At 31.0% G+C, this 22,330-nt stretch carries 25 protein-coding genes and 3 tRNA genes; 4 read left to right on the top strand and 24 right to left on the bottom strand.

The window, feature by feature from the left end; genetic code table 11:
• The first annotated feature begins 5 nt into the window (after positions 1-5).
• On the top strand, positions 6-542 hold the full coding sequence (locus tag Q0050_RS10045) for a DUF4252 domain-containing protein (protein WP_298395018.1): 537 nt from the start codon (positions 6-8) through the stop codon (positions 540-542).
• Between the two features lie 68 nt (positions 543-610).
• Here the strand turns inward: Q0050_RS10045 and Q0050_RS10040 are convergent, their stop codons facing one another.
• From Q0050_RS10040 to Q0050_RS10010, 7 genes are all read right to left on the bottom strand, one after another.
• Positions 611-1,057: a sterol desaturase family protein gene (locus Q0050_RS10040; RefSeq protein WP_298395015.1), complete on the bottom strand. Its 447-nt coding sequence runs from the start codon at positions 1,055-1,057 to the stop codon at positions 611-613.
• Positions 1,058-1,060: 3 nt separating this feature from the next.
• Positions 1,061-1,900, bottom strand: a complete 840-nt coding sequence (locus Q0050_RS10035) for a phytoene/squalene synthase family protein (protein WP_298395013.1) — start codon at positions 1,898-1,900, stop codon at positions 1,061-1,063.
• 11 nt (positions 1,901-1,911) lie between these two features.
• Positions 1,912-3,372: an NAD(P)/FAD-dependent oxidoreductase gene (locus Q0050_RS10030; RefSeq protein ID WP_298395010.1), complete on the bottom strand. Its 1,461-nt coding sequence runs from the start codon at positions 3,370-3,372 to the stop codon at positions 1,912-1,914.
• Between the two features lie 54 nt (positions 3,373-3,426).
• Positions 3,427-4,323: a MerR family transcriptional regulator gene (locus Q0050_RS10025; protein WP_298395007.1), complete on the bottom strand. Its 897-nt coding sequence runs from the start codon at positions 4,321-4,323 to the stop codon at positions 3,427-3,429.
• 367 nt (positions 4,324-4,690) lie between these two features.
• A tRNA-Leu gene (locus Q0050_RS10020) sits at positions 4,691-4,772 on the bottom strand.
• A gap of 40 nt (positions 4,773-4,812) precedes the next feature.
• A tRNA-Lys gene (locus tag Q0050_RS10015) sits at positions 4,813-4,885 on the bottom strand.
• 37 nt (positions 4,886-4,922) lie between these two features.
• Positions 4,923-4,995, bottom strand: a tRNA-Lys gene (locus Q0050_RS10010).
• 126 nt (positions 4,996-5,121) lie between these two features.
• On the opposite strand from Q0050_RS10010, the gene Q0050_RS10005 reads away from it, so the two are divergent.
• On the top strand, positions 5,122-5,640 hold the full coding sequence (locus tag Q0050_RS10005; protein WP_298395004.1) for a shikimate kinase: 519 nt from the start codon (positions 5,122-5,124) through the stop codon (positions 5,638-5,640).
• Here the strand turns inward: Q0050_RS10005 and Q0050_RS10000 are convergent.
• Genes Q0050_RS10000 through Q0050_RS09990 form a run of 3 tightly spaced genes read right to left on the bottom strand, consistent with a single transcriptional unit; the run spans position 5,632 to position 7,088 of the window.
• Entirely contained in the window at positions 5,632-6,129 is a 498-nt protein-coding gene (locus Q0050_RS10000) for a phosphoribosyltransferase family protein (RefSeq protein WP_298395002.1), read from the bottom strand. The genes Q0050_RS10005 and Q0050_RS10000 overlap by 9 nt on opposite strands.
• A 4-nt stretch (positions 6,130-6,133) precedes the next feature.
• A complete protein-coding gene (locus tag Q0050_RS09995; RefSeq protein ID WP_298395000.1) occupies positions 6,134-6,715 on the bottom strand; it encodes an SAM-dependent methyltransferase in 582 nt (193 codons plus the stop codon).
• Positions 6,702-7,088 carry a S4 domain-containing protein gene (locus Q0050_RS09990; RefSeq protein WP_298394997.1) on the bottom strand — a complete coding sequence of 129 codons (387 nt, stop codon included), beginning with the start codon at positions 7,086-7,088 and terminating at the stop codon, positions 6,702-6,704. Before Q0050_RS09990 ends, Q0050_RS09995 begins: the two co-directional genes overlap by 14 nt.
• Positions 7,089-7,167: 79 nt before the next feature.
• Here Q0050_RS09990 and Q0050_RS09985 point away from each other — a divergent pair, with 79 nt between their 5' ends.
• The gene (locus Q0050_RS09985; RefSeq protein ID WP_298394995.1) at positions 7,168-8,148 is read left to right on the top strand and encodes an FKBP-type peptidylprolyl isomerase; all 981 of its coding nucleotides are present in this window, start codon (positions 7,168-7,170) and stop codon (positions 8,146-8,148) included.
• Between the two features lie 53 nt (positions 8,149-8,201).
• Here the strand turns inward: Q0050_RS09985 and Q0050_RS09980 are convergent, their stop codons facing one another.
• From Q0050_RS09980 to Q0050_RS09935, 10 genes are all read right to left on the bottom strand, one after another.
• Positions 8,202-8,921 carry a DUF4369 domain-containing protein gene (locus tag Q0050_RS09980; RefSeq protein WP_298394992.1) on the bottom strand — a complete coding sequence of 240 codons (720 nt, stop codon included), beginning with the start codon at positions 8,919-8,921 and terminating at the stop codon, positions 8,202-8,204.
• Positions 8,922-9,005: 84 nt separating this feature from the next.
• Positions 9,006-10,865, bottom strand: coding sequence for a PDZ domain-containing protein (locus Q0050_RS09975; protein WP_298394989.1), 1,860 nt, complete (start codon positions 10,863-10,865; stop codon positions 9,006-9,008).
• Between the two features lie 51 nt (positions 10,866-10,916).
• Positions 10,917-11,855, bottom strand: coding sequence for an alpha/beta hydrolase (locus Q0050_RS09970; RefSeq protein ID WP_298394987.1), 939 nt, complete (start codon positions 11,853-11,855; stop codon positions 10,917-10,919).
• 57 nt (positions 11,856-11,912) lie between these two features.
• Complete coding sequence (locus Q0050_RS09965) at positions 11,913-12,188, bottom strand: TIGR03643 family protein (RefSeq protein ID WP_298394985.1); 276 nt, start codon at positions 12,186-12,188, stop codon at positions 11,913-11,915.
• 100 nt (positions 12,189-12,288) lie between these two features.
• A complete protein-coding gene (locus Q0050_RS09960; RefSeq protein ID WP_298394983.1) occupies positions 12,289-13,116 on the bottom strand; it encodes a sterol desaturase family protein in 828 nt (275 codons plus the stop codon).
• 32 nt (positions 13,117-13,148) lie between these two features.
• Positions 13,149-13,751, bottom strand: coding sequence for an alpha-ketoglutarate-dependent dioxygenase AlkB (locus tag Q0050_RS09955; protein WP_298394981.1), 603 nt, complete (start codon positions 13,749-13,751; stop codon positions 13,149-13,151).
• 80 nt (positions 13,752-13,831) lie between these two features.
• Complete coding sequence (locus tag Q0050_RS09950) at positions 13,832-14,203, bottom strand: DoxX family protein (RefSeq protein WP_298394978.1); 372 nt, start codon at positions 14,201-14,203, stop codon at positions 13,832-13,834.
• A 76-nt stretch (positions 14,204-14,279) separates the two neighbouring features.
• On the bottom strand, positions 14,280-15,185 hold the full coding sequence (locus tag Q0050_RS09945) for a DMT family transporter (protein WP_298394976.1): 906 nt from the start codon (positions 15,183-15,185) through the stop codon (positions 14,280-14,282).
• Positions 15,186-15,256: 71 nt separating this feature from the next.
• The gene (locus tag Q0050_RS09940; protein WP_298394973.1) at positions 15,257-16,423 is read right to left on the bottom strand and encodes a DUF1501 domain-containing protein; all 1,167 of its coding nucleotides are present in this window, start codon (positions 16,421-16,423) and stop codon (positions 15,257-15,259) included.
• A 19-nt stretch (positions 16,424-16,442) separates the two neighbouring features.
• The gene (locus Q0050_RS09935) at positions 16,443-17,837 is read right to left on the bottom strand and encodes a DUF1800 domain-containing protein (protein ID WP_298394970.1); all 1,395 of its coding nucleotides are present in this window, start codon (positions 17,835-17,837) and stop codon (positions 16,443-16,445) included.
• Between the two features lie 95 nt (positions 17,838-17,932).
• On the opposite strand from Q0050_RS09935, the gene Q0050_RS09930 reads away from it, so the two are divergent.
• Positions 17,933-18,526: a murein L,D-transpeptidase catalytic domain-containing protein gene (locus tag Q0050_RS09930; protein WP_298394969.1), complete on the top strand. Its 594-nt coding sequence runs from the start codon at positions 17,933-17,935 to the stop codon at positions 18,524-18,526.
• A gap of 59 nt (positions 18,527-18,585) precedes the next feature.
• Here Q0050_RS09930 and Q0050_RS09925 read toward each other — a convergent pair whose 3' ends face one another.
• The 4 genes from Q0050_RS09925 to Q0050_RS09910 form a co-directional block, all read right to left on the bottom strand.
• On the bottom strand, positions 18,586-19,446 hold the full coding sequence (locus tag Q0050_RS09925) for a hypothetical protein (protein WP_298394967.1): 861 nt from the start codon (positions 19,444-19,446) through the stop codon (positions 18,586-18,588).
• 60 nt (positions 19,447-19,506) lie between these two features.
• Positions 19,507-19,803, bottom strand: coding sequence for a hypothetical protein (locus tag Q0050_RS09920; RefSeq protein WP_298394964.1), 297 nt, complete (start codon positions 19,801-19,803; stop codon positions 19,507-19,509).
• A gap of 125 nt (positions 19,804-19,928) precedes the next feature.
• Positions 19,929-20,540: a response regulator transcription factor gene (locus Q0050_RS09915; RefSeq protein WP_298394961.1), complete on the bottom strand. Its 612-nt coding sequence runs from the start codon at positions 20,538-20,540 to the stop codon at positions 19,929-19,931.
• Positions 20,537-22,309, bottom strand: coding sequence for an ATP-binding protein (locus Q0050_RS09910; RefSeq protein ID WP_298394958.1), 1,773 nt, complete (start codon positions 22,307-22,309; stop codon positions 20,537-20,539). The genes Q0050_RS09915 and Q0050_RS09910 overlap by 4 nt, the downstream gene beginning before the upstream one ends.
• Between the last annotated feature and the right edge of the window lie 21 nt (positions 22,310-22,330).

Here is a 22,330-nt window from a genome sequence, read left to right as displayed (position 1 = left end):
TTATTATGAAAGTGATATCATTTTTAGCCATTGCTTTGAGTTTATTACTAATGAGTTGTAATTCAGAGCCAAGTTTGCAAAAATATTTTGTAGAACATCAAGAAAAGCCAGGTTTTGTCGTGGTTGATGTATCGCCAAGTATATTAAATTTAGATAAAACGAAGTTAACAGGCGAGCAAAGTAAAGCTTTAGCCTCGTTTGATAAAATGAATATTTTAGCATATCAAGTTAACAACAAAAATAAAGGTGAGTTTGATGTTGAAAGAAAAAAAATCAACGAGATTCTAAAAGACACTACCAATTATCAGCAATTAATGAAATTTGGCTCTGGAAAAGACGGCGCTTCCATTAGTTTTGTTGGTGATGAAGATCATATTGATGAATTCATATTATATGGAGCAAAAAGTGAAAACGGATTTGCTGTGGTAAGAATTTTAGGAAAAGATATGAATCCTGCAGATGCTATGACGTTCTTATCTGTATTGAAAGAATCAAATATAGATATGAAGCAACTGGAATCATTAAAAGGATTAATGAAATAGTTATTTTAAAAACTATAATATTGAGGTTAGTTAAAAACAAAAATCCGATTCGTGATAATCGGATTTTTTTATTTCTGTTTGAAGTATTTTAAAGGTACGAATAGCATTCCAAAACATTCTCCGTCACCTTTTCCAATATGTTTATGGTGCATTTTGTGTGCTCTTCTAACGCCTTTAGCATAAACGTTATTCGCATTCCTAAACATTTTAAAACGTTGATGAATGAAAATGTCGTGCACAATAAAGTAAGCTAAACCATAAGCAAAAATTCCTAATCCTATTGATATTCCAATTTCTAGAATTCCATTTTGCCATAATAAGAAACATCCGATACTGACTACCGCATAGAATATAAAAAAAGCATCATTGCGTTCAAACCAAGAATCGTGATCTTTTTTGTGATGATCAGCGTGTAATGACCACAAAAATCCGTGCATTACATACTTGTGCGTAAACCACGCCATAAATTCCATTAATACAAAGGTCAGAATAAAAACCAATACATGAATCCACATAATTTATATAATATTTAATTTGTATGAAAAATAACATTTAGCAAATAGGCCATATTTTTGATAATCAGAAACTCTAATACGAGTATTTTTGATTTCGGCCGAAGGTGTTTTTTTAAGTTTAGAAAGTAATTTTTTGTAATAGATGTATGCAGTATAAACTCCAAATTTAGCTTCAAGTGGCAACCCAACTATTCCTTGGTAACCGGCTTCAAAATCGGCCTCAATTTCTCTAATGATTTCATTTTTTGAAGCTTCATCTAATCTAGTTAAATCGGTATTTGGGAAATAAGTTCTACTTAAATCTTCAAAATCAGCTTTTAAATCTCTCAAGAAATTTACCTTTTGAAATGCGGAACCAAGGCGCATTGCTGAATTTTTAAGTTCTTCATATTTTGCTTCGTTTCCATCAACAAAAACTTTTAAGCACATTAATCCAACAACATCAGCTGAGCCGTAAATGTATTCGTTGTATTCTTCGGCTGTTTTGTAGACCGTTTTTACTAAATCTAATTTCATACTTTTCATAAAAGCATCAATTAAATCATTCGGAATTTGATATTTGTGCACTGTGTGTTGAAACGAATTTAAAATAGGGTTCAAACTAATTTTATTTTCAAGTGCCGCTTGTAAATCTTTTTCAAATAATTGAAATAAATCTTCTTTATTATAATCGTGGAATGAGTCCACAATTTCGTCAGCAAACCTAACAAAACCGTATACATTGTATATGTCTTGTCTAATTTTAGGTGCCAACATTTTTACAGCAGAGGAGAACGAAGTGCTGTAAGACTTTGTTACATTCTTGCTACATTCAAATGATACGGTGTCAAAAAGAGATTTCATCTATTTAAATTTTAGCTATATTTTTTTATTAAATCGGCTACTAATTTTCCTGAAATTAAAGCTGGTGGTACTCCTGGACCTGGCACTGTTAGTTGTCCTGTAAAATATAAATTTTTTACTTTTTTACTTTTCAGTTTAGGTCTTAAAAATGCTGTTTGTAATAAGGTATTTGCCATTCCATAAGCATTTCCTTTATACGAATTATACTCTTTAATGAAATCCTTCACACAAAAAGACTCCTTAAAGATAATATTATTTTTTACACTTTGCTGTGTAATTGTTTCAAATCTACTAATTATTTTTTCGAAATAAGTTTCTCTTAATTCATCAGTATCTTCAATTCCCGGAGCAATTGGAATCAGAAAAAATCCGTTTTCACAGTTTTCAGGTGCTAAATCAGTATTAGTTACTGATGTGAAATTAGCATAGAACAAAGGCTCATTAGGCCATTTAGGATTGTCGTAAATCTCAGCTGCGTGTCGATTGAAGTCCACATCAAAAAATAAATTATGATGTTCGACGTTGTTTAATTTTTTATCGAATCCAACATAAAACAATAGGGAAGAAGGTGCGAAAATTCTTTTATCCCAATACTTTTCAGAATATTGTCTGTAGTTTTGATCTAAAAGTGTTTCTGTATGATGATAATCGGCACCTGACAAAATGATGTCTGCAACTATTTCTTCGCCATTAATAATGAGTGCGGAAGCTTTATTATCTTTTACAACAATTTTTTCAATGTTAGCATTTGTATGAATTACTACTCCAAGTTCTTTGGCTAGTTTTTCAATTCCAAGGATTACGCTATACATTCCACCAGTTGGTTGCCAAGTTCCTAAACCGAAGTCGGCATAGTTCATAAAACTATAAAATGATGGCGTATCAGATGGTTTTGCACCTAAAAACAGAACTGGAAATTCTAAAATTTGAATTAGTTTATCGTTTTTAAACTTCTTTCTAACATCTTTGCTAATGTTAGAGAAAAATTGATTTACACGTGTTGCAGTTTCAAGTGTTATTAACTCTAATGGTGATTCTCCTGGTCGGTAAACTAAATCTTTTATAGCAATATCATAATTGCTTTGTGCTTCTTTTATAAAAGCCTCCAATTTAGCACCGCTACCTTTTTCTATAGATTCAAATGTTTCAACAATTTGTGGTAAATTATCTGCAATAGTTACAAATTCATTTATGCCGAAGAAAACCTTGTAAGCAGGAGATAATTTTGTTAGCTGATAATAATCAGAAGGTTTTTTATTGAAGTCATTGAAAAACTTCTCAAAAACATCGGGCATCCAATACCAAGATGGTCCAATATCAAATGTGAAGCCTTCTTTTTTTAATTGTCTTGCGCGACCGCCAATTGTACTATTCTTTTCGTAGATAGTAACATTATTACCTTCTTTAGCCAAATAGCAAGATGCTGCTAATGCTGAAAATCCTGAACCGATTATTTTAATTTCTTTTCCCATATTGTTTAACAAAAGTAGTAAAAAGTTAAACAATAAAAAACTTTTAAGAAAAATTTATATGTTTCCAACTAAATCACTGATTGACTTAAATATTCTTGTTTTGTCATTTAGATTTTTGGGTTCTAAATGATCTGTCATTCTTCCTAATAACCACAATTCAGATGTATCATCAAGAATTTCTTCTTTTAACTCTTTTAGATAATTATTTATTTCAGCCTTTTCAGGCTCAACTGTCATATAGCAAATGTAGGTAATGTTATCGAAATATTTTTTTAAATCTTTTAAACTTTCTAGTGGAACACTTTCTCCTAAATAAATGGTTTTGTACCCACTATTTAGGATTTCATAATTTACATACATTAATCCCAATTCATGAATCTCATTCATCGGAAGATAAAGCACAAATAGTCGGTCGTCTTTGGTTGGATTTTCAGTTTGAATTTTTTCAGTGTTAGTCAATAATTTTAGTTTGATTAAATAACTAATAAAGTGTTCGTGAGCTGGTGTAATGGTTTCTGCTTGCCACAGAAAACCTATTTCTTCCATCAATGGAATGAACACTTCGTAAAAAATTTCTCTAAAAGATTTTTCGGAAAGTAATGAATTATAGGTATTAAAAAACAGTGCCTGATCAAAATTCATCATTGCTAACTTGAATGAACTTATCGCGTGGCTTTTGGCACTTTTAGCAGAAACGATGTCACGAACTAATTCGGGAATTTTTTCTTGAGGCATTTTAGATATCTTCGATATTTTATAGCCATAATCATGTAACAATGTTATGTTCAAAAGCTTTTGTAAAGCAGATAAATCATAAAAACGGATGTTGGTATCTGTTCTCATTGGTTCTAAAACGTTATAACGTTTTTCCCATATCCTAATAGTGTGAGCTTTGATTCCTGAAAGGTTTTCTAAGTCTTTTATACTGAAAGTATTTTTAACACTGTTCATTGTTTTTTAATTTTTGTTAAACAAAAGTAATAAAAAAATTAAACAAAATGATATTTTTTAAAATTATTTGGCAATAATGATTTTTGATTATAAAAATCTAAAGCGAAGAATACCTTTAGTTTGGATTTAATTTGGGAATGATTTTGCAGGTATTGCTTGGTCTATCTTTTAAAATTCTAATTAAAAAAAAATTCCAAATCAAAAACTTGAAAGCAAGCTTTCAGCTTTTAATTTAGAATTCTATTCATCCGTGACTTCGATGGGATTGACTTCGTCCATCCTTTAAAACTCCGTTTTAAAAATAAAATTCCAAATCAAAAACTTGAAAGCAAGCTTTCAGCTTTTAATTTAGAATTCTATTCATCCGTGACTTCGATGGGATTCGAACCCACACGCCTTTCAGCACTACCACCTCAAAGTAGCAAGTCTACCAATTTCTCCACGAAGCCTTAAATAAAAAAAGTCAAGCATATAGCTCGACTTTTTTTGTGACCCGACTGGGGCTCGAACCCAGGACCCCATCATTAAAAGTGATGTGCTCTACCAACTGAGCTATCGAGTCATTGCATTCAATATTTCATTAGACTAAGGCCAATTTGTGACCCGACTGGGGCTCGAACCCAGGACCCCATCATTAAAAGTGATGTGCTCTACCAACTGAGCTATCGAGTCATTTTCATTTCTTGAATGCGGGTGCAAATATAAGGCGATATTATTTATTTTTCAAAGCAATTTTGCTTTAAATTTACCTTTTTTTAATAATATATCTTAACGCCTTAATTTATAAGGTTTTATTCTATGAAAAAAGTTGTTTTAATAGGTTACATGGGAAGCGGCAAATCGGTAATATCACAAAAATTAGAATTTTTGACTGGAATTTCCGCTGTGGAATTAGATGAATTGATCGAAAAAAAATGTCAAATGTCAATTAAAGAAATTTTTCAAAAAAAAGGAGAGCTATTTTTTAGAAAGCAAGAACATCAACTTTTTAAAGAGTTGTTAAGTGATGATCGTTCGATAATTATTAGTACTGGTGGAGGTACGCCGTGCTATTTTAACAATCACGAGTTGTTAAAAGAAAATAATGTTATTTCTATTTATTTAAGAGCTTCTGTTGATACTTTATTCAATCGTTTGATAGTTGAAAAACAAAAACGTCCACTGATTGCCAATTTAGACGATAGTGAAATTAAAGAATTTATAGCTAAACATCTTTTTGATAGAAGTTTTTATTACAACCAAGCTACCCATTCAATAGCTATTGATGGAAAAAGCATTGAAGACATAGCCAATGAAGTAAAAGAGTTGTTAACTTAATTCAGCGTAACTTTCATTTTCAGTAAAAACAACGGCAACGTGCTCGTGTAAAGATGTTGACAGTGAAATTCCTTTAAAATCTACTTTAATTGGATATTTTTTGTGGTTGCGATCAACTAAAACAGCGGTTTTAAATTTCTTCAATGGTACATTTAAAAAATGTTTCACTCCATACATCAGAGTAGAACCTGAATTTAAAACATCATCAACTAGAACAATTCCTTTGTTTTGATAAAGGTCACTAGTAATTGACGTGAAAATTTCAGAATTTGGGTTTGCTTTATCAATTTTTACTTCACACAAAACCACTTCAATAGACGAAATCTCAGTAAGAACAGTAGCTAATTTTTCTGCTAATAGGTAGCCATTTGATGCAATTCCTGCCAACACAATACTTTCTTCATCAACGAATGTTTCATAAATTTGATAAGCAATTCTCTTAATTTTATGCTCAATTTCTTGATTTGTTAAAATAATATTTTGACTCATTGTGCTATTTTTTTGTAAATATAAAAAAGAGTTCCTTTCCTTCTCGTGGTTTTATTGAATTATATGCCGTTTCAAGCGTTTTTATTTTAAAACTATTTTGGAACAAGGACGAATATTCTTCTTTCGATCCTCCAAAAGGTGGACCAATTTCGGTTAGTGGGAATTGAAGTAATAACCCAATAATTTTACCATTTTGATTTAATAAGCTTTCCATTTTATGTACATAAGCAGTTCTTAATGCTGGTTTTATTGCACAGAAAAAGGTTTGTTCGATAATTAAATCGTAGTTGCCTGAATGTTCAAAAAAGTCTGATTTAATTAATTGATTTGTGTTGCATTCAGACACTCTTTTTGAGATAGAGTCAAGTGGTGCTTGAGCAAAATCTAATACAAATACATTATTAAATCCCTTAGAAATTAAGTACTCAAATTCATAACCATTTCCAGCACCAGGAATTAAAATTTTAATTGATTTGTCCTTTAGTTGATCAATATACTCTTTTAATGGTGTAGAAATAGTTCCGATGTCCCAAGTTGTATCGTTATTTTGGTATCGTTGTTCCCAATAATCGCTATTCAGATTCATCGTTTTCGGTATTGAATTCTAAATCATCTAAATCTCTACGATCTTTTTTGGTCGGTCGACCTGTGCCTGTTTTTCTATAATGTTCTTTAGATAATTTTAGTAATTCTAAATGAGCAAAAGACTCTGCAGGAGTTTCATCTTTGCGGTACACATCAACTAATTTAGCACCAACGCGATTGGGTGGTACGTCCAAAACGGTTATTATATGTACAATTTGGTCTTTTCGAAATGTAATTTTATCACTTGGAAAAACCTCTTTAGATGCTTTGGCTACTTGGCCATTTACTGTAATATGGTTTTTTTTACAAGCTTCGGTAACCATATTTCTAGTTTTATAATATCGAACACACCATAAGTATTTATCTACTCTCATAAAAATATGTAAAATCAACGTTAAATTGTTTACAAAAATAAATCAATATTGTATCTTGCGCACTTAAATTTGATAAATAATGAATACTATTTTTAAAATACTTTCGGTTTTTGTTTTTTGTAGTCTTTTAGTGTCGTGTGGTGAAGAAGATGAAACCCAACCAACACCAATTAGAGATTATGCTGTGCAATATGCCGATGATATCAAAGCTATTGATGAATACATTGATACACATTATATGACTGTTGATGCATCTAATTTTGATGTTACTTTTACGAAAATTCCGGCAGGAGGAACACAACAGTCTATTAGAACGCAAACACAATATCCATTAAGAGATACCTTGATTGCAGAAGACGGCATTCAATATAAAACATATTTTATTAAATTTAGAGAAGGAGATGGAGTGAATGGTAAAAGACCAACGCAAGTCGATTCTATTCATATCTCTTACAGAGGTATAAATTTAAGCGACGTTCAATTTGATAATGCTGCAAATCCCGTGTGGTTCGGTTTGCAAGATGTAATTACAGGTTGGTCACACCTTATTCCGAATTTCAAAACAGGAACTTATACAACAGCTCCAGGTCCAAATCCTATAACGTTTAATGATTTCGGTGCAGGTGTAATGTTTTTACCATCAGGTTTAGCTTACTATAGCGATTCTGCAGGTTCGGTTACTTCTTATACTCCAATTATTTTTAGTTTTAAATTGTATGAGTTAAGATACCGAGACCACGATAGGGATGGGATTTTATCTAAAGATGAACGAAATTTAGATCCAGCAATTCCAGCAACCTTACGTTGGAAGGAGAATCCACTTTCTAATACTTTTAAGTATGTTGGAGGACAAACCCTAATAGAAGTACCATTTTTAGATACTGATGGTGACGGAAGGCCAAATATGATTGATATTGACGATGATGGTGATGGTGTTCCAACTAAGATTGAAATTACAAATCCGTTAACAGGCACTGTATTTCCTTTCGCAAATATTCCATTATGCACAACTCCCGGAAGTAACGGAAAAAAGAAACATCTAGATAAAGCCTGTAACTAGAAATTATATGATAAAAAAAAGCCCCAAAAACTAAAATGTTTCTGGGGCTTTTTTTATTTTACTTCTTCTAACTTTTTTCTTTCTTCAATTAATTGCTTTAATTGTTTTCCGTAAAGCGATTTAGAAATAGTTGGCGTTAATGATTTTTGAATTGTATCAAGATATTTCAGATTGATGTCATATATTTCGGCAATTGCAATATAAGGTGCAACATCGTGACTAGCATTATTTACTGCAAAATTGGTAGAGTATAAATACTTTCTTTTTAAGATATTATCTTGCTCTGCTTGAATTTTTGCTAATTCAGAGGTGTTTTTAGTTTTATAAGCATTAAATCTTTTTTGAACTAAATCTAAATTTTGGTCAACATAGCGCGAAACCACTTTTTTATATTCATCATAAAGCTCTTGATTTTTTGATCCTGTAATTTTAGCATCTGCTGTAAAAAATTCTAAAGAGGATTCGATATTTATTTTTCCTGGTTCAACAAAAAACGGTAAGTTGTTATCAACCGAATTTGAAACACCTCGGTCTAAAAATAGGTACAACATTTCTGGTGATTCAATATTCATTTCACTTGTAAAATGAGAATCGCCATCAATTTTAATCGTGTCAATTGCTACGAGTGTAGTGTCTTTGATTCTTTGAATGTATAATGTTCCTTTTTTTAACCCTTTAATATTTCCGGTTATTTGAAGATTTTTGTCTGATTTTTTTTCAGAACAAGAAGTGATTACTACTAATGATAGTAAAGCAATAATTATTTTACGCATGATTTATTTTATTTTCGGCAAAATAATAAAAAAATCCTCAATCTATAACATAAATTGAGGATTTAAAAAAAGGCATATTCAAGTTTACCCTTTTAACCAAGCTTCTTTCAAAGCCTGTTTTGTAGTGTCAATTAACTGATAACCTTCGGCATCTTGATAAGATACTATAGCTTTGCCAGTTAATGTTTGTTCTTTTTCGTTACGTTTTATTTTGATAGTTACAGCTTCACCATCTTTCCAGTTTTGTGCCGTAGTCATCATTTCTGATAAAGTATCTAAGTTGTAATTTGTTCCGTTTATTGCGGTGATTACATCATCAGCTTTTAATCCGATAGTGGTAATAAACGTACTTAACTCAGTGTTGTTTCTAACAATAATCTCTTTGGTTGTAGGATTTCCTGTAATTCCAGCCGATTTAGCACTGTTTAAAAACGGATTGCCTGCTTTTTTGAATTTTCCTTTTACAATCCCAACTTTTGCAAAATAAGTTTCATAAGGTATTGGCGTTGGACCAGCAACATAAGTTTCTAAAAAACTTCCAACTTCTGGATAGGTCATTTCGGTAATTTTCGCAAAAAGTTCATTGTCATTAAATGGTTTTGTAGGTCCAAACTCATTAGTTAATTTTTGCATCAAATCTAAAATTCCTCTTTCTCCGTTACTTTTTTCACGAATAATAATGTCAATACACATTCCAATCAAAGCACCTTTTTCATAAACATTAAGATATTGTGATTTGTATGGTTCCACCAATACGTTTTGACTCATCGTTGTAAAAGGCATTGTATCGTTCATTCGCTTTGCGCCTCTTATTTTTTCATCCATTCTTTTGTAAAATGCATCTTCGGTAATTAAACCTTGATTTACTTGAAATAAATTAGCAAAATATTCTGTTACGCCTTCATACATCCATAAATGTTGTGACATTTTAGGAGCATTAAAATCAAAATAATGAATTTCATTAGAATGAACTCCTAATGGTGTTACAATGTGAAAAAATTCGTGAGATACCACATCAATAATTTGTTTACCTAGCATACCAGCAGCCATCATTTCTGGAAAAACTACGGTAGTCGAACTGTTATGTTCTAAAGCACCAAATCCTTTTGCATCTGTTTTTTTCATTTCTGATAAATACAATAAAACAGAATATTTTTTATTGTTATTTACGGCACCTAAAAATTTCTTTTGGGCACGCATGCATTTTTCTAAATCTGCAGAAAGTGTTTTGGCTGTGTGCTTATCATTTGGTGAATAGACACTTAAAAGAATGTCCATTCCGTCAACGTTGAAGGTAACGTAATCAGGCTTTGAATACATTATCGGATTGTCAACCAAATCATTATATCTTGAAACAACAAAAGTATCCGATAAATTGCTGCTGTCAGTGTCAATCAAAGAGGTTGCGCCAAACAGTTTTTCAGAATGGGTAATATTCAATTTATAAGTTAAATCTTTTTTGTTTTCAAAATATCCAACAAAACCGTGATTGTTTAACATAAAGTTTTTACCTTCAAGTATATTTGTTCCTGCAGGCGAAAAAATACCACTACCAAAACCACCGCCACTTTCAATATCGTAGGTGTCGTTCACTAAATAAGTTAATTTATCTAATTTTTTAGCTTCTTTAATTGTCCACGAATTAGTGCTTAGTTTCTCAACTTGAAGCGGATTTCCTTTTGCATCAAATGCTTTTACATCCTCAATAAATTTTCCATAATCATCTTCAGAATAGGTTCCAGGAATTATTTTCGGAACGTGATAAACTATTTCGTCTGTAGTTATTGTTGGCGCTGTTACGGTAACAAGAAGTTTGTCTTCTTTTACATCGTTTAAATTTATTGAAACATTAATTTCTGATTTTTCTTTTGTAGCAACAGTTGATGCTGATTTGCAACCATACAACAAGGAAACAAGCGCAATGGAAAGGATGTATTTTTTCATTAATAAATATTTTGAAGTATTAGTAGTTTAAAAATCAGTTTTGTTACAGAATTAAATGGAATTTGAAAATTTTGAAATGCACTCAATTAGTTCCGGTATAACTGGCAATTTTGAATTGGAATAAGATTTTAAATTCTCGTCGTCAACCTTTATTTCTTTAAAAACGTGATTCATATTTTCAATAATTTTAAGTTCCGATTTTGGATTGGCTTTGTTTAGTAAAACGGCATCTGATTCTGGAACTTGTAAATCTTTGGTTCCATTGATTATCAAAATTGGGATTTTTAATTTTTTTATTTCAAGCGTTGGATTGTATTTTATCCAAGAAATTAAGTAGGGTTGAATGGTCTCATTAAATAACGATTCCAGCATGGTGTTTTTGTTTTCAAATGTTTTTCCTTCTTTTAAAATAGCTAAACTTTTATCAGCAGCTTCTTTTAAAAATGGCGAACTTTTACCTATTTGTTCTGATAAGATTTCGTCAATTGGTCGTCCAGGTCCAGCAATCGATACATAGCCATCAGCGGTTCCGTTAGAGGCAATCATTCCTATCAAAGATCCTTCGCTATGTCCTGCGATAATTATTTTGTGGTATTTTTTTTGTGATTTAAAATAATTGATAACATTTTCGGCATCTTTTATATAATCTTCAAATACAATTGATTTTACTTCTTCTTTGGTAATGTTTTTTTTATTCAATCCTCTTTTGTCATAACTAAATACAGCAATTCCATTTTTTGTTAATCCTTCTGCTAAAAATTTTAAGGAATTATTTACACCACCAATGGTACTATTTCCATTTCTATTAGTCGGACCAGAACCAGCAATTAAAATTACAAGGTTCGTGTTTTTAGTAACTTCGTTCGGAGAAAATAACGATCCTTTAATAATTGTATTTACCTCAATCTCTTCTGTAAGAACTTCTTTTTTTTCTTGTGAAAATAAATAGGAGTTGCAAAGCAATAAAACTACCAGTGTAATTTTTTTCATTTTTTGTTTATTTAGTATAGTGATAAAAAAAACTCTTGCATAACAAGAGTTCTAATCTTAATCGAATTTATTTTTCATATAATATTTGCCATCCAAGTCGTCAAAGTCATCGTCAACCATTGGTTTTGGTTTTGGTTTACTTGCTGCAACTTTCTTCTTCCAAAGTTCAAAATTGTCTTTAGATAATCTTTTTCGCATTAATTCGGTAACTTCATTTTCAGTGATACCAAATTCAGCTTTTAATACTTCAAAAGGTTTTCGTTCCTCTTGAGCCATACTAACAACGCGTTCTAGTTGTTCGTTGTCAAGTTCTACTCTTTTACTTTTTTTCATTAGTTGAAAAGCACAATTTATGTTAATTCTTTACTAGCATTCAATTTATATACCAATATTAAGAAAAAAAATAATTACTTTTTAAAATGTTTAAAAAAAATTATTCTTCTTGTGGTGAACGTGTTGGTTGAAACGGAATTTTTAACAAACTAACTAATTTGTTATTTTCACTTGGATCCATATGCGTATCTACTCCATAAATGATTTGTTCTCTTTCGATGTAACTAAAAGTTCCAAAAATGCGATCCCAAATAGAGAAAATGTTACCATAATTACTGTCGGTATAAGGTAGCTTATAATGATGGTGTATTTTATGCATATCAGGTGAAACCAGAACATAGCTCAATAGTTTATCAAGTTTTTTGGGCAAACAAATATTTGCATGGGTAAATTGGGTAGCCACAACAGAAAGCGTTTGATACATAAAAACCATCCACATTGGACTACCAACTAGTAATACGCCAAGGGTTGTAAAAATAAATCTAATTACGCTTTCACCCGGATGATGACGATTGCCCGACGTGGTATCGATATAAGTATCAGAATGATGTATTAAATGAAAGCGCCATAAAAATTTGATTCGGTGTTCTGTAAAATGTGCTAGGTAGGCTCCAACAAAATCTAGCAATAATAAGCCTACAATAGTGAAGACAATCAAGTTCATTTTAGGCAACCAATTTAAAATCCCAAATTGAGATACGGTTACAAAATCAGCCGTTTTTAATAAAATAAAGGCTAATGCAAAATTGATTATAATCGTTGTTAAAGTGAAGAAAATATTAATTCCGGCGTGTTGCCATTTGTTGTATCGGAATTTAAAAAACGGCACCGCACTCTCAATGAGCCAAAATAATGCAATTCCACCAGATAAAATAAGCGCTCTATGACTGGAAGGAATGGTTTCAAAATATGATATAATGTCGTACATATGAATTTGATTTTATCAAAAATACTAAAATTTTATTTGATTATCCGAAAGGTCAAATTAATTCTTGGATCAATAGTTTTAGCCGTTTTCGGAATTTGATGTTTCCAAAAATGTTGTGTTTCACCTTTCATAACCAACAAACTTCCGTGTTCTAAGGTGATTTTTAATTTTGCATCAGCAATGGTGTTATGTTGCAAATGAAAACTTCGTTCGGATCCAAAACTTACCGAAGCAATGATCGGATTTCGACCAAGCTCTTTTTCGTTGTCTGCGTGCCAGCCATTACTATCTTTTCCATTTCTATATAAATTTAGTAATACTGTAGTGAAATTTTCTTGAACCACTTCTTCGATTTCATTTTTAATAAACATCAACAACGGATTCCATTGATGAGGTTGCATAACGATGTTAGAATAGGCGTAGGATTTTCCTTCATTTCCAAACAAAGCCGTTAATCTTGGTTGCGGATGAATTTTCCCGAAAACTTTAATATCGTCTTGTTGCCAAGGTATTTCGTTTAGCAATTTTTCAAAAAGTGTTTTGGATTTTTCGGCATCAAAAAAATTTGGATAATATTCAATTATCGCATTAGGTAAATCAAAGTTTATTTTTTCGGATGGAAATAATGAGTTCATTTTTCAAAATTAAAAAAAAACGACCAAGTTATTTGTGTCGTTTCAATTTAATTCGAGTAGGATATTAATTTTATCCAATATTATACGATTTTAGTAAAATCAGCATATTGAGAAGCCCAATAAATTAATACTAATTGTAGAGGTAATCTCAATAGCAAAACCCATTTCGGAAATCCTAAACCTGCTTTTTTATTGATAAGCATGTAGATATTTGCCGGAAAAATAAGTATTAATAAAATGATAATTGAAATAGCAGCCAAATTAGAAAAGATTGGAATAAATAGATAAACGCCAAACATAATTTCTAATAAACCGCTTAATTCGTTTATTAATTTTTTGTTTTTTAAAATTGGTGGGATTATTCTATAGTATACATCAGGCTTTCTAAAATGATTGATTCCGGCAAGGATATAAAAAACTGCCATGACATAGAGGTGCCAAGGTTTGTCCATAAGGTGTTAAATTTTAATTGCGAATGTAATTAAATTTTAACATCAAAATGTATTTTGTAGAATATATTCGACAAATTTATTGTTTTTTTGATAAAAAAGCCAATTTCATATTCATTATTACAATGGCTATGATTATTAAAAGGATACCCATCCATTGTAGAAAAACTACTTTTTCATCAAGAATAATAAAAGCCATCATTACTGATACTGGCAATTCTAAGGCCGAAACAATACTTCCTAAACCAATTCCGGTTATAGGAAATCCTGCATTCATTAATATTGGTGGAATTATGGTACCGAATAATGCCAAGAATATTCCCCATTTTAAGAAAATATCAAAATTGAAAGGTGTGTCTTGGGTGAATAATGCAAATCCGAAGACGATAACTGCGCCGCCAAGAAGCATAAATAAACTTCGTTGTGCCGATGAAATTGTAACCGCAATTCTATTGGCAGTAAACATTGTGGTTGTAAATGAGGCTGCTGCTAGTAATCCCCAAAAAATTCCTCTCCAATCAATCGCAATGGAATTGTTTAGAATATTGGTTGCTAAAATTGTTCCGATTAAAACGATGAACACTGCAATTGTTTTTTGTGTAGATGGCCTTCTTTTTTCTAAAAACCATTCTAATAAAACGCCCATCCAAACAGTTTGCATCAATAAGACAATCGCAATAGAAACGTCGATGTATCGAACACACAAATAATAAAACACACTAGTCATTCCTAATGATGTTCCAGCAAGCATTAGTTGAAAAATATTTTTTGGAGTTGCTTTTTCAACCACCTTTTTAGAAGTCGATTTTTGGAAAGCATTGATTAGTAACATACCTAGTATGCCATAAATAAATTGAGAAATGGTTACTTCTGCAGTTGTAAATTTTTCTTCATAAGCCAATTTTACAAAAGTGGCTAACATTCCATAACTAGATGCACCAAGTCCGACTAAAAAAACTCCTTTTAAGATACTATTTTTCGACATTTTTTAATTTTTAAAAAGCCGACAAAGATAGTCGTTTGTTTAAGAGTTCAAAAGTTTATTCTGCTTAATGTTTAGAATAATCCTTCTAATGGTTTGTTTGCAATACCAATTTTGGTGTAATCAAAGTTCATTTTTTGCTTTAATAAAGTTGCATAAACGCTTCTAAAATCTATCTGATGTTTTAAATCACCATTATCCAAGTCGGATAAATTTGGATTATTTCCGATGATTTTTGACTTATTGTTTCCGCCTATAATAAACATTGGCGCAGCTGTTCCGTGGTCGGTTCCGTTACCGTTATCTTTTACACGTCTTCCAAATTCTGAAAAAACTACAATAGTTACATTCTGAAGTAAATTGGCTTTTTTCAAATCGGTATAAAAACTAAAAATGGCATCGTTTAGTTCGGTTAATTTTCTTTTGTGAATGTCTAGCTGGTTATCGTGAGTATCGAATCCGCCAAGTGATGAATAGTATACTTTTGAATTTAGATTTCCTTTAATCAATCGTGCAATCCACTCTAAATTTTTAGCTAAACCAGTTTTGGGATAACTAATTTCTGCGGTAGATTTAGCTAAAGCTTTTTGAATTTCATCAGAACCTTCGGTCACAGAATTGGCAATTTTTCTAACAAAATCTAATTGCGGATTGTCTGATAATTTTACATTTTCATCTTTATCAAATCTGATTTTAAATCGATTAGGATCTTTTACTGTAATAGTGTTTGGCTCAACTCCTTTTAAGGCCAAATTATCAATAGAATCGATGTTTATTCCTGCAGTAGGTTGGTGTTCTTTGCATTGCAAATCTAAATACCTTCCGAGCCAACCTTCATTTAAATATTGATTAGATGCGGTTGCTGTTTGCCATATTTCTTGACTTCTAAAATGTGAACGCACAGGTTCAGGATAACCAACGTTTTGTATTACCGATAAGTCACCGTTTTGTTGCATTTGAGCAAAATCTTTCAATGCCGGATGAAAGGCCATTCCTTTATTTTTTCCGATGACTTCATTTTTATCGATGGCGATTTTGGTTCTTAAATCATAATACAGCGGATTTTCATAAGGTATAAAGGTATTCAATCCATCATTTCCGCCATTTAATTGAATAAAAACCAAGCATTGTTCACCAACAACCAAACTGTTTTGAGAACCAAAAGCGTGTAAAAAATCAGGTAGCAAAAGCATTCCTCCAGTAAACGTTCCGGTTAAGGATAAAAAATTTCTTCTGTTCATTTCTTTCGGTTTTAGGTTTTTAGATTAATTGGTATTCTGGAGTTTTGGTAATATAATTGAATAGTCTTAAAACGGCGTAATTGGCATTTTCACTTTTTGGATCAAAATCATATTTTAGTACATTTTCCATATCTTTTTGCATCGATTCATCAACTTTAAAAAGTAATCTATTTGATAATTCTGAAATGATTTTTTTATTGTTGCCATTTTTATCAAATGTAACTGCGACTTTAATATTTTCTATTTTCGTTTGCGGTTCATCATCTTCTTGCATCGCGTCTGATGTTTTTCGGCTTATGTTTTTACCATTGCATAGCAAATCACTGGTATTGTTTCGTTGCAAATAAATTTGAGACGTAAGCCAAGAATTTCCGCCATCCCAACCTTTTACATTGGGTTGGTTGAATAGGTCCATTCCTTGTTGCTTTAGAAATAAAGCTATTAAATTGCTGTTAGATTTGTCAATATTAAGCTCATTGCTGAGTTGAAATAAATAAGTTAACGGATCTTTAATTTTACTTCCGGCAGTATTTTTTGGATATTCTTCGTTAAAAATTTTTACTAATAATGGCTGGATTTCAAAATTCATTTTTTTAAAATAATCACCATAATAAACAACTAAATCTTCTGACGGATTATCATATATAAACCATTTTAGAAGCTTTCGTGTAATTAAATAAGGCGTATTTTTTTGTTCGAATATGATATCTACTAAGTCATCGGCTTTAAAATTTCCTTTTTTTCCGAAATATGTTTTGATGGAATTATCTTCTAGAAATCTTCTATAAACCGCACTTTCTTCGCCTAAATTTAATCCTGCCAAAGCTTTTGCACCTTCTTTAATATCATTTTCAGTATAATTTCCGATTCCGATGGTGAAAAGTTCTAATAATTCACGACTTAAATTTTCATTGATTTTGTCTTTTCGATTATCAACATTATCCAAATAACGAACCATTGCGTTGGATTTTACAATTTTTTTGGTGAGTTCTTTAAAATTTCCGAAGGCATTTTCACGCAAAATAGTGTTGTGCTGATAGATCCAATAAGTTGATTTCACTTTTAGTGATGTCGCTACAAAATGGTTATGCCAAAAGCAAGTCATTTTTTCGCGTAACGGATATTCTTCAGTTTGAAATTTATCAATCCACCATTTTTTTAGTTGAACGGCATTTCTAATTTGTTTTTTTATGGCTTTCTTTTGTTCTTCAGCATCGGCAGTTTTAAGAGATTGACGCAAAGCTTTCAATTCAGCAATTGTTTTGGGCTCATCTTCAAGAAAATCAGGTGCCTTTTTATCAAATGATGTTGCAAACGATTGATTTAAGAATTTTTCAATTCCCATTTTTTCAATAAGTGGTGCTTGCTTACTCGAAAAACCTAGTCGAAGTGACCAAAGATTGCTTTTGTTCATAATTAAAGTATTGAAATATAAAATTAGACTATAATTAACACAAATGGTTTAAATATTTTTAAAAAAATTGCGTTGTTTTATTTAAATCGTGTTTTATGAAATCTATTTTATTTGGATTGTTTTTGAGTTTTGTTTGTTGCAATAATGCTAAAGTAGAACCTGTGGTTAAAGAGTATGAAACTATTGGTGTTGAGGCTTTGGAGTATTGCAAGAAAAATGGCTTTAATGAAGACTATTATTTCTTAGTTGATTTAAGTATTCATCCCGGTAAGAATAGATTTTTTGTCTATGATTTAAAAGAGAAGAAGGTTATGGATAAAAATATAGTGACTCACGGAAGTTGCGATCAATTTCAAGAAAATCCTGATAAATGGGTGAAAGCTAAATTCAGTAACAAAACCGATAGTCATTGCTCTATGAAAGGGAAATATAAGATAGGTAAACGAGATTATAGTTCGTGGGGAATTAACGTGAAATATTGGTTACACGGGTTGGAAAAAACCAATGATAACGCGGTGAAAAGGGTAGTGGTTTTGCATTCTTGGAATGCCGTTGCAAATGAAGAAATTTATCCAGAAGTTTTGCCACTAAGTTGGGGTTGTCCAGCGGTTTCAAATGAGTTTATGAAAAAATTAGATGCTAAATTAAAATTGACCAAGAAACCAGTTTTATTGTGGATTATTGAATAAAAAATCCCATAAGTGTTTATGGGATTTAAAGAATTCTGCAAATAAATTAACTAACCTTATTATCGTCTACCACCAGAAGTTCTTATTCGTGCTGGTGTTTTTTTAACTTTAACTGCTTTAACATTTCCTCGTCTGTTTTTTGTAATTACAGTTGTATTACGATTGTTGCTTCTAACTACAGTTGTTCTTCTGTTGTTATGAACCACTACAGTTGAGTGATTCCTTCTTGGAGTGTATATTTTATGTGCAACAACAACTCTTCTTGTTGGAACTCTATGATAGTTTATTCTATGCGGCGCACATCTTCCGTAAAAAGTAACATAGTTGTATGGTCGCCAAGGTCGCCACCATTTTGGATAAAATCCCCATTTCCAAGGTGAGCGCCAAACTACATAAGTTGGAGCATATATAAATCTTACACTAGGCCAAAACCAAACATTGACAACAATGGGTTTTAAAATTAAATCGATAGTATTTGGACCGCCTTTTCCACCATTTAATTTTTCGATTACTTCATTTGGCTCTACAAAAGTGTTTTCTGCATACAATTCGACATCGCCTTCAATTTGCAAAGTGGCGCTTTCGTTTCCTGTTTTTTCAATTCCGATGGTAGCAATGTCTTGTTTTTCTTTTTCATCAATGAATGTGCTCAACACAATTGCGTGGGCATCACCTTCTTTAATATCTTCCACTAAAATATAATCAATCTCACCATCATCATTTAAATCAAGGTTGTTTACATTGTTGTTTTCTTCGTTGATTAATTTTTCAAATTCTTCGAGCGAGTTTGATTTTTTGAATAAAGCTAAAGCTCCTTCTAAACTAAAATTATCACCTGTATGTTCCGGTCTTTCGTCTTCTTGACTAAATCCGATATTTAAACAAAGAAGTCCTACTAAAAGTGTTGTTAGTTTTTTCATATCAAATAAGTTTTATTATTAGACCATAAAAAAAGCAAAAGGTTTAAGAAAATGAGTTTATTATTTTAATACTTCAATTTTTCGCCAATTCAATTGAATCCAGGTAGCAACATCTTCTTGTTTGTTTATTTTTGGAGGTAATTTCTCTCTGATGCAACGTTCAATTTTGATGCAACTTTCTTTTCGTTCCAAATCCCATAAATCAGCTAATTTATTAATTAAATACAAAACTTCATTTCCTTGCATTTTGTTGAATCTAGTTTCATCAAGTCTTCCGGATACTCTATCATCAAAGTTAGGTATCAAAGACCATTCGTAGTCTTGATAAAATAAATCGGTTTTGGTGAAAGTGATCATATAATTGGTTTTTAAATCTTTACAAGGTAGTTTATAAATTAGCTTTTGATTCTGATTTTTTTATGAAATGCAGGGTTTATTTTCTGAAAGCGGTTTTTAATTTCACAAATGGATAAAATGAGGTTTTAAAAATCATATTTTCTTTCGACTGCAAATCGAATTAAATCGGTTTTTCCCTGAATGTTTATTTTTTTTATAATGTTTTTTCGATGCGTATCTACTGTACTTTTTCCTATAAATAAGTTATCGGCTATTTCTTGAGATGTTTTACCTTCACCTATTAATTTCAGAATTTCTTTTTCACGAGAACTTAAAATTATTTCTTCTTTACTGATGGTATCGTTGGTTTGTATGGTATCATCAAAATAGCTTCCGTTTTTAGCAACAATTCTTATAGCATCTAAAACTTTTTTTAAAGAAGAATTCTTCATTATGTAGCCCGAAGCGCCGGCTTCTTTCATTTGATGAATGGCTTCTTCTTGATCAAACATACTAAAAGCAATTACTTTAGTATTCGGAAATTCTTTTCGTATTATTTTGGTAGCCGAAATCCCATCGCATTTAGGCATTCTAATATCGGTTAATACTACTTGAGGTTCTTTTTTTCGGACCAAATCAATTAATAGTTCGCCATCATTAGCTTCTCCAACAACACTAATATCGTCTTCATATTCTAAAAATGAGCGAATTCCGTCGATTAAAGCTTGGTGATCTTCTGCAATTACAAGTGTTATCATATTGGCATATCAATTATAATGGTTGTTCCTTTATTTATTACCGAATCAATTGTGAAAGTGCCTTCCATTTGTTCTACTTTTTTTTCAATGCTTTTCAAACCAATACCATCTTTTTTTGAAACTTTTTTTAAATCAAATCCACGTCCATTATCTTCAATGATAATATTAATATCAATTTTGTTGTGCTGCGTTAAGTAGATGTTTACTTCGGTGGCTTGTGAATGTTTGATAATATTTGTGCATAACTCTTGAATCATTCTAAAAAGTATGATTTCTTTTTGATTATCTAATCGTTCATCCATCCCAAAAGGAATTACATTGATGGTTAGTTTTTTAAGAATACTCATTTTTTCAGCCATTTTTTTAACGGCTATTTCCAATCCTTGACTACCTATAACACCAAGATTTTTTAAATGTGAAATATTTCTAACTTCTTGGTAAGCTTCATCAATGAGCGAATCTGTTTTTTCATAAAGTGCACTTTCTTTGTCTTTAAGATCCTGATTTTGACGCTTCAAATTTTGAAAGTTGAATTTAAGTGTCGATAATAAACTGCCGAGGTTATCATGCAATTCATTCGCAATTCTCTGTCGTTCTTTTTCTTGACTTTCAAGCATTACGTCTATTTCATGTAGTTCTTGTTCTTTTAAGGCTGATTCAAGTTTTTGAGTTTGAATTAGTTGTTCTTGTTCTGCAATTGTTTTCTTTTTGGAAACATTTTTATATGCTAAGATTCCTATAGTTACAATTATTATAATCAATGCTAAACCAGTTAATAATAAAATCCTGTTGGTTTGCAGTTTTGTTTTTAAAGTTAAATTTTGGAGCTTTGTTTCTTCAGTATTGTATTTTGTATCTAATTCTTTGATAGCTATTTTTTGTTCATTTTCGTTGATAATATTGATGAGCACTTTTTGTTTTTCAATAAATTCAATGCTTTTTTTGTAATCACCTTTTTCTTTATACAACTCTGATATATAACCGTATAATATTTCTTTGTTTTTATTTAAGTAACCCACTAAAGGAATGGAATCTGCTTTTTTGAAATAATATAGTGCATTGTCAAAATCCTTTTTTTTGTTGTAAGCAACGCCAGTATTAGTATATATATTAAAAAAGAAACTAGTTATCTTTTGTGAATTTGAATCAATTATTTTTTCATTTTTTAAAATGTTCAATGCTTGTTTATAAACCAATAGGGCAGAATCAATTTTGCGAATTTTATCGTGCGAATAAGTAGCACCCATATTTTGTAGGATTCTAACTTGGTTGATTTTATCGTTGGTTTTTAAGTTTTCGTTTGCTGCTTTTTTAAAATAATTTAAGGCAATTTTAGGAATAGTATCATAAAATGATTTTCCAATTTGGATGTAAAATTCGGTTAGTATTTTTGGATTTCTATTTTGCTTTGTATACTCATTATATTCATTTAGAAACGGTTTGTAATCTACTTTATTGGTGTTTATTGCTAGTAAAAGTGAAACAATTTCAATATTGATTTTTGCTACTTTATCAAGGCTATCAATGGTTTTATACAGTTTTTTTGATTCGATATAATGGTTGTAAGCGAGATCATCACGATTGTCTTGCAGACGAATTGTAGCTAAAGCGTAGTTATATCGCGCAAGTTCTGCGGTATTAAATTTTTTTGTATTTATTTTATTTATCAGACTTTTTGCATTTTCAAAGTCTTGATTAATAATATACTTATCAAGCGTTTTCAAAGCTGATGATTGCGAATAAACCAAAGCAACACTCAGTAAGAGCATTGCTTGGAATAGACATTTTAT

The organism is Flavobacterium sp. (assembly GCF_027483985.1).
Taxonomy (GTDB): domain Bacteria; phylum Bacteroidota; class Bacteroidia; order Flavobacteriales; family Flavobacteriaceae; genus Flavobacterium.
The sequence above is the reverse complement of the archived record's forward strand: the minus strand, read 5'-3'. Positions and strand labels throughout refer to the sequence as shown.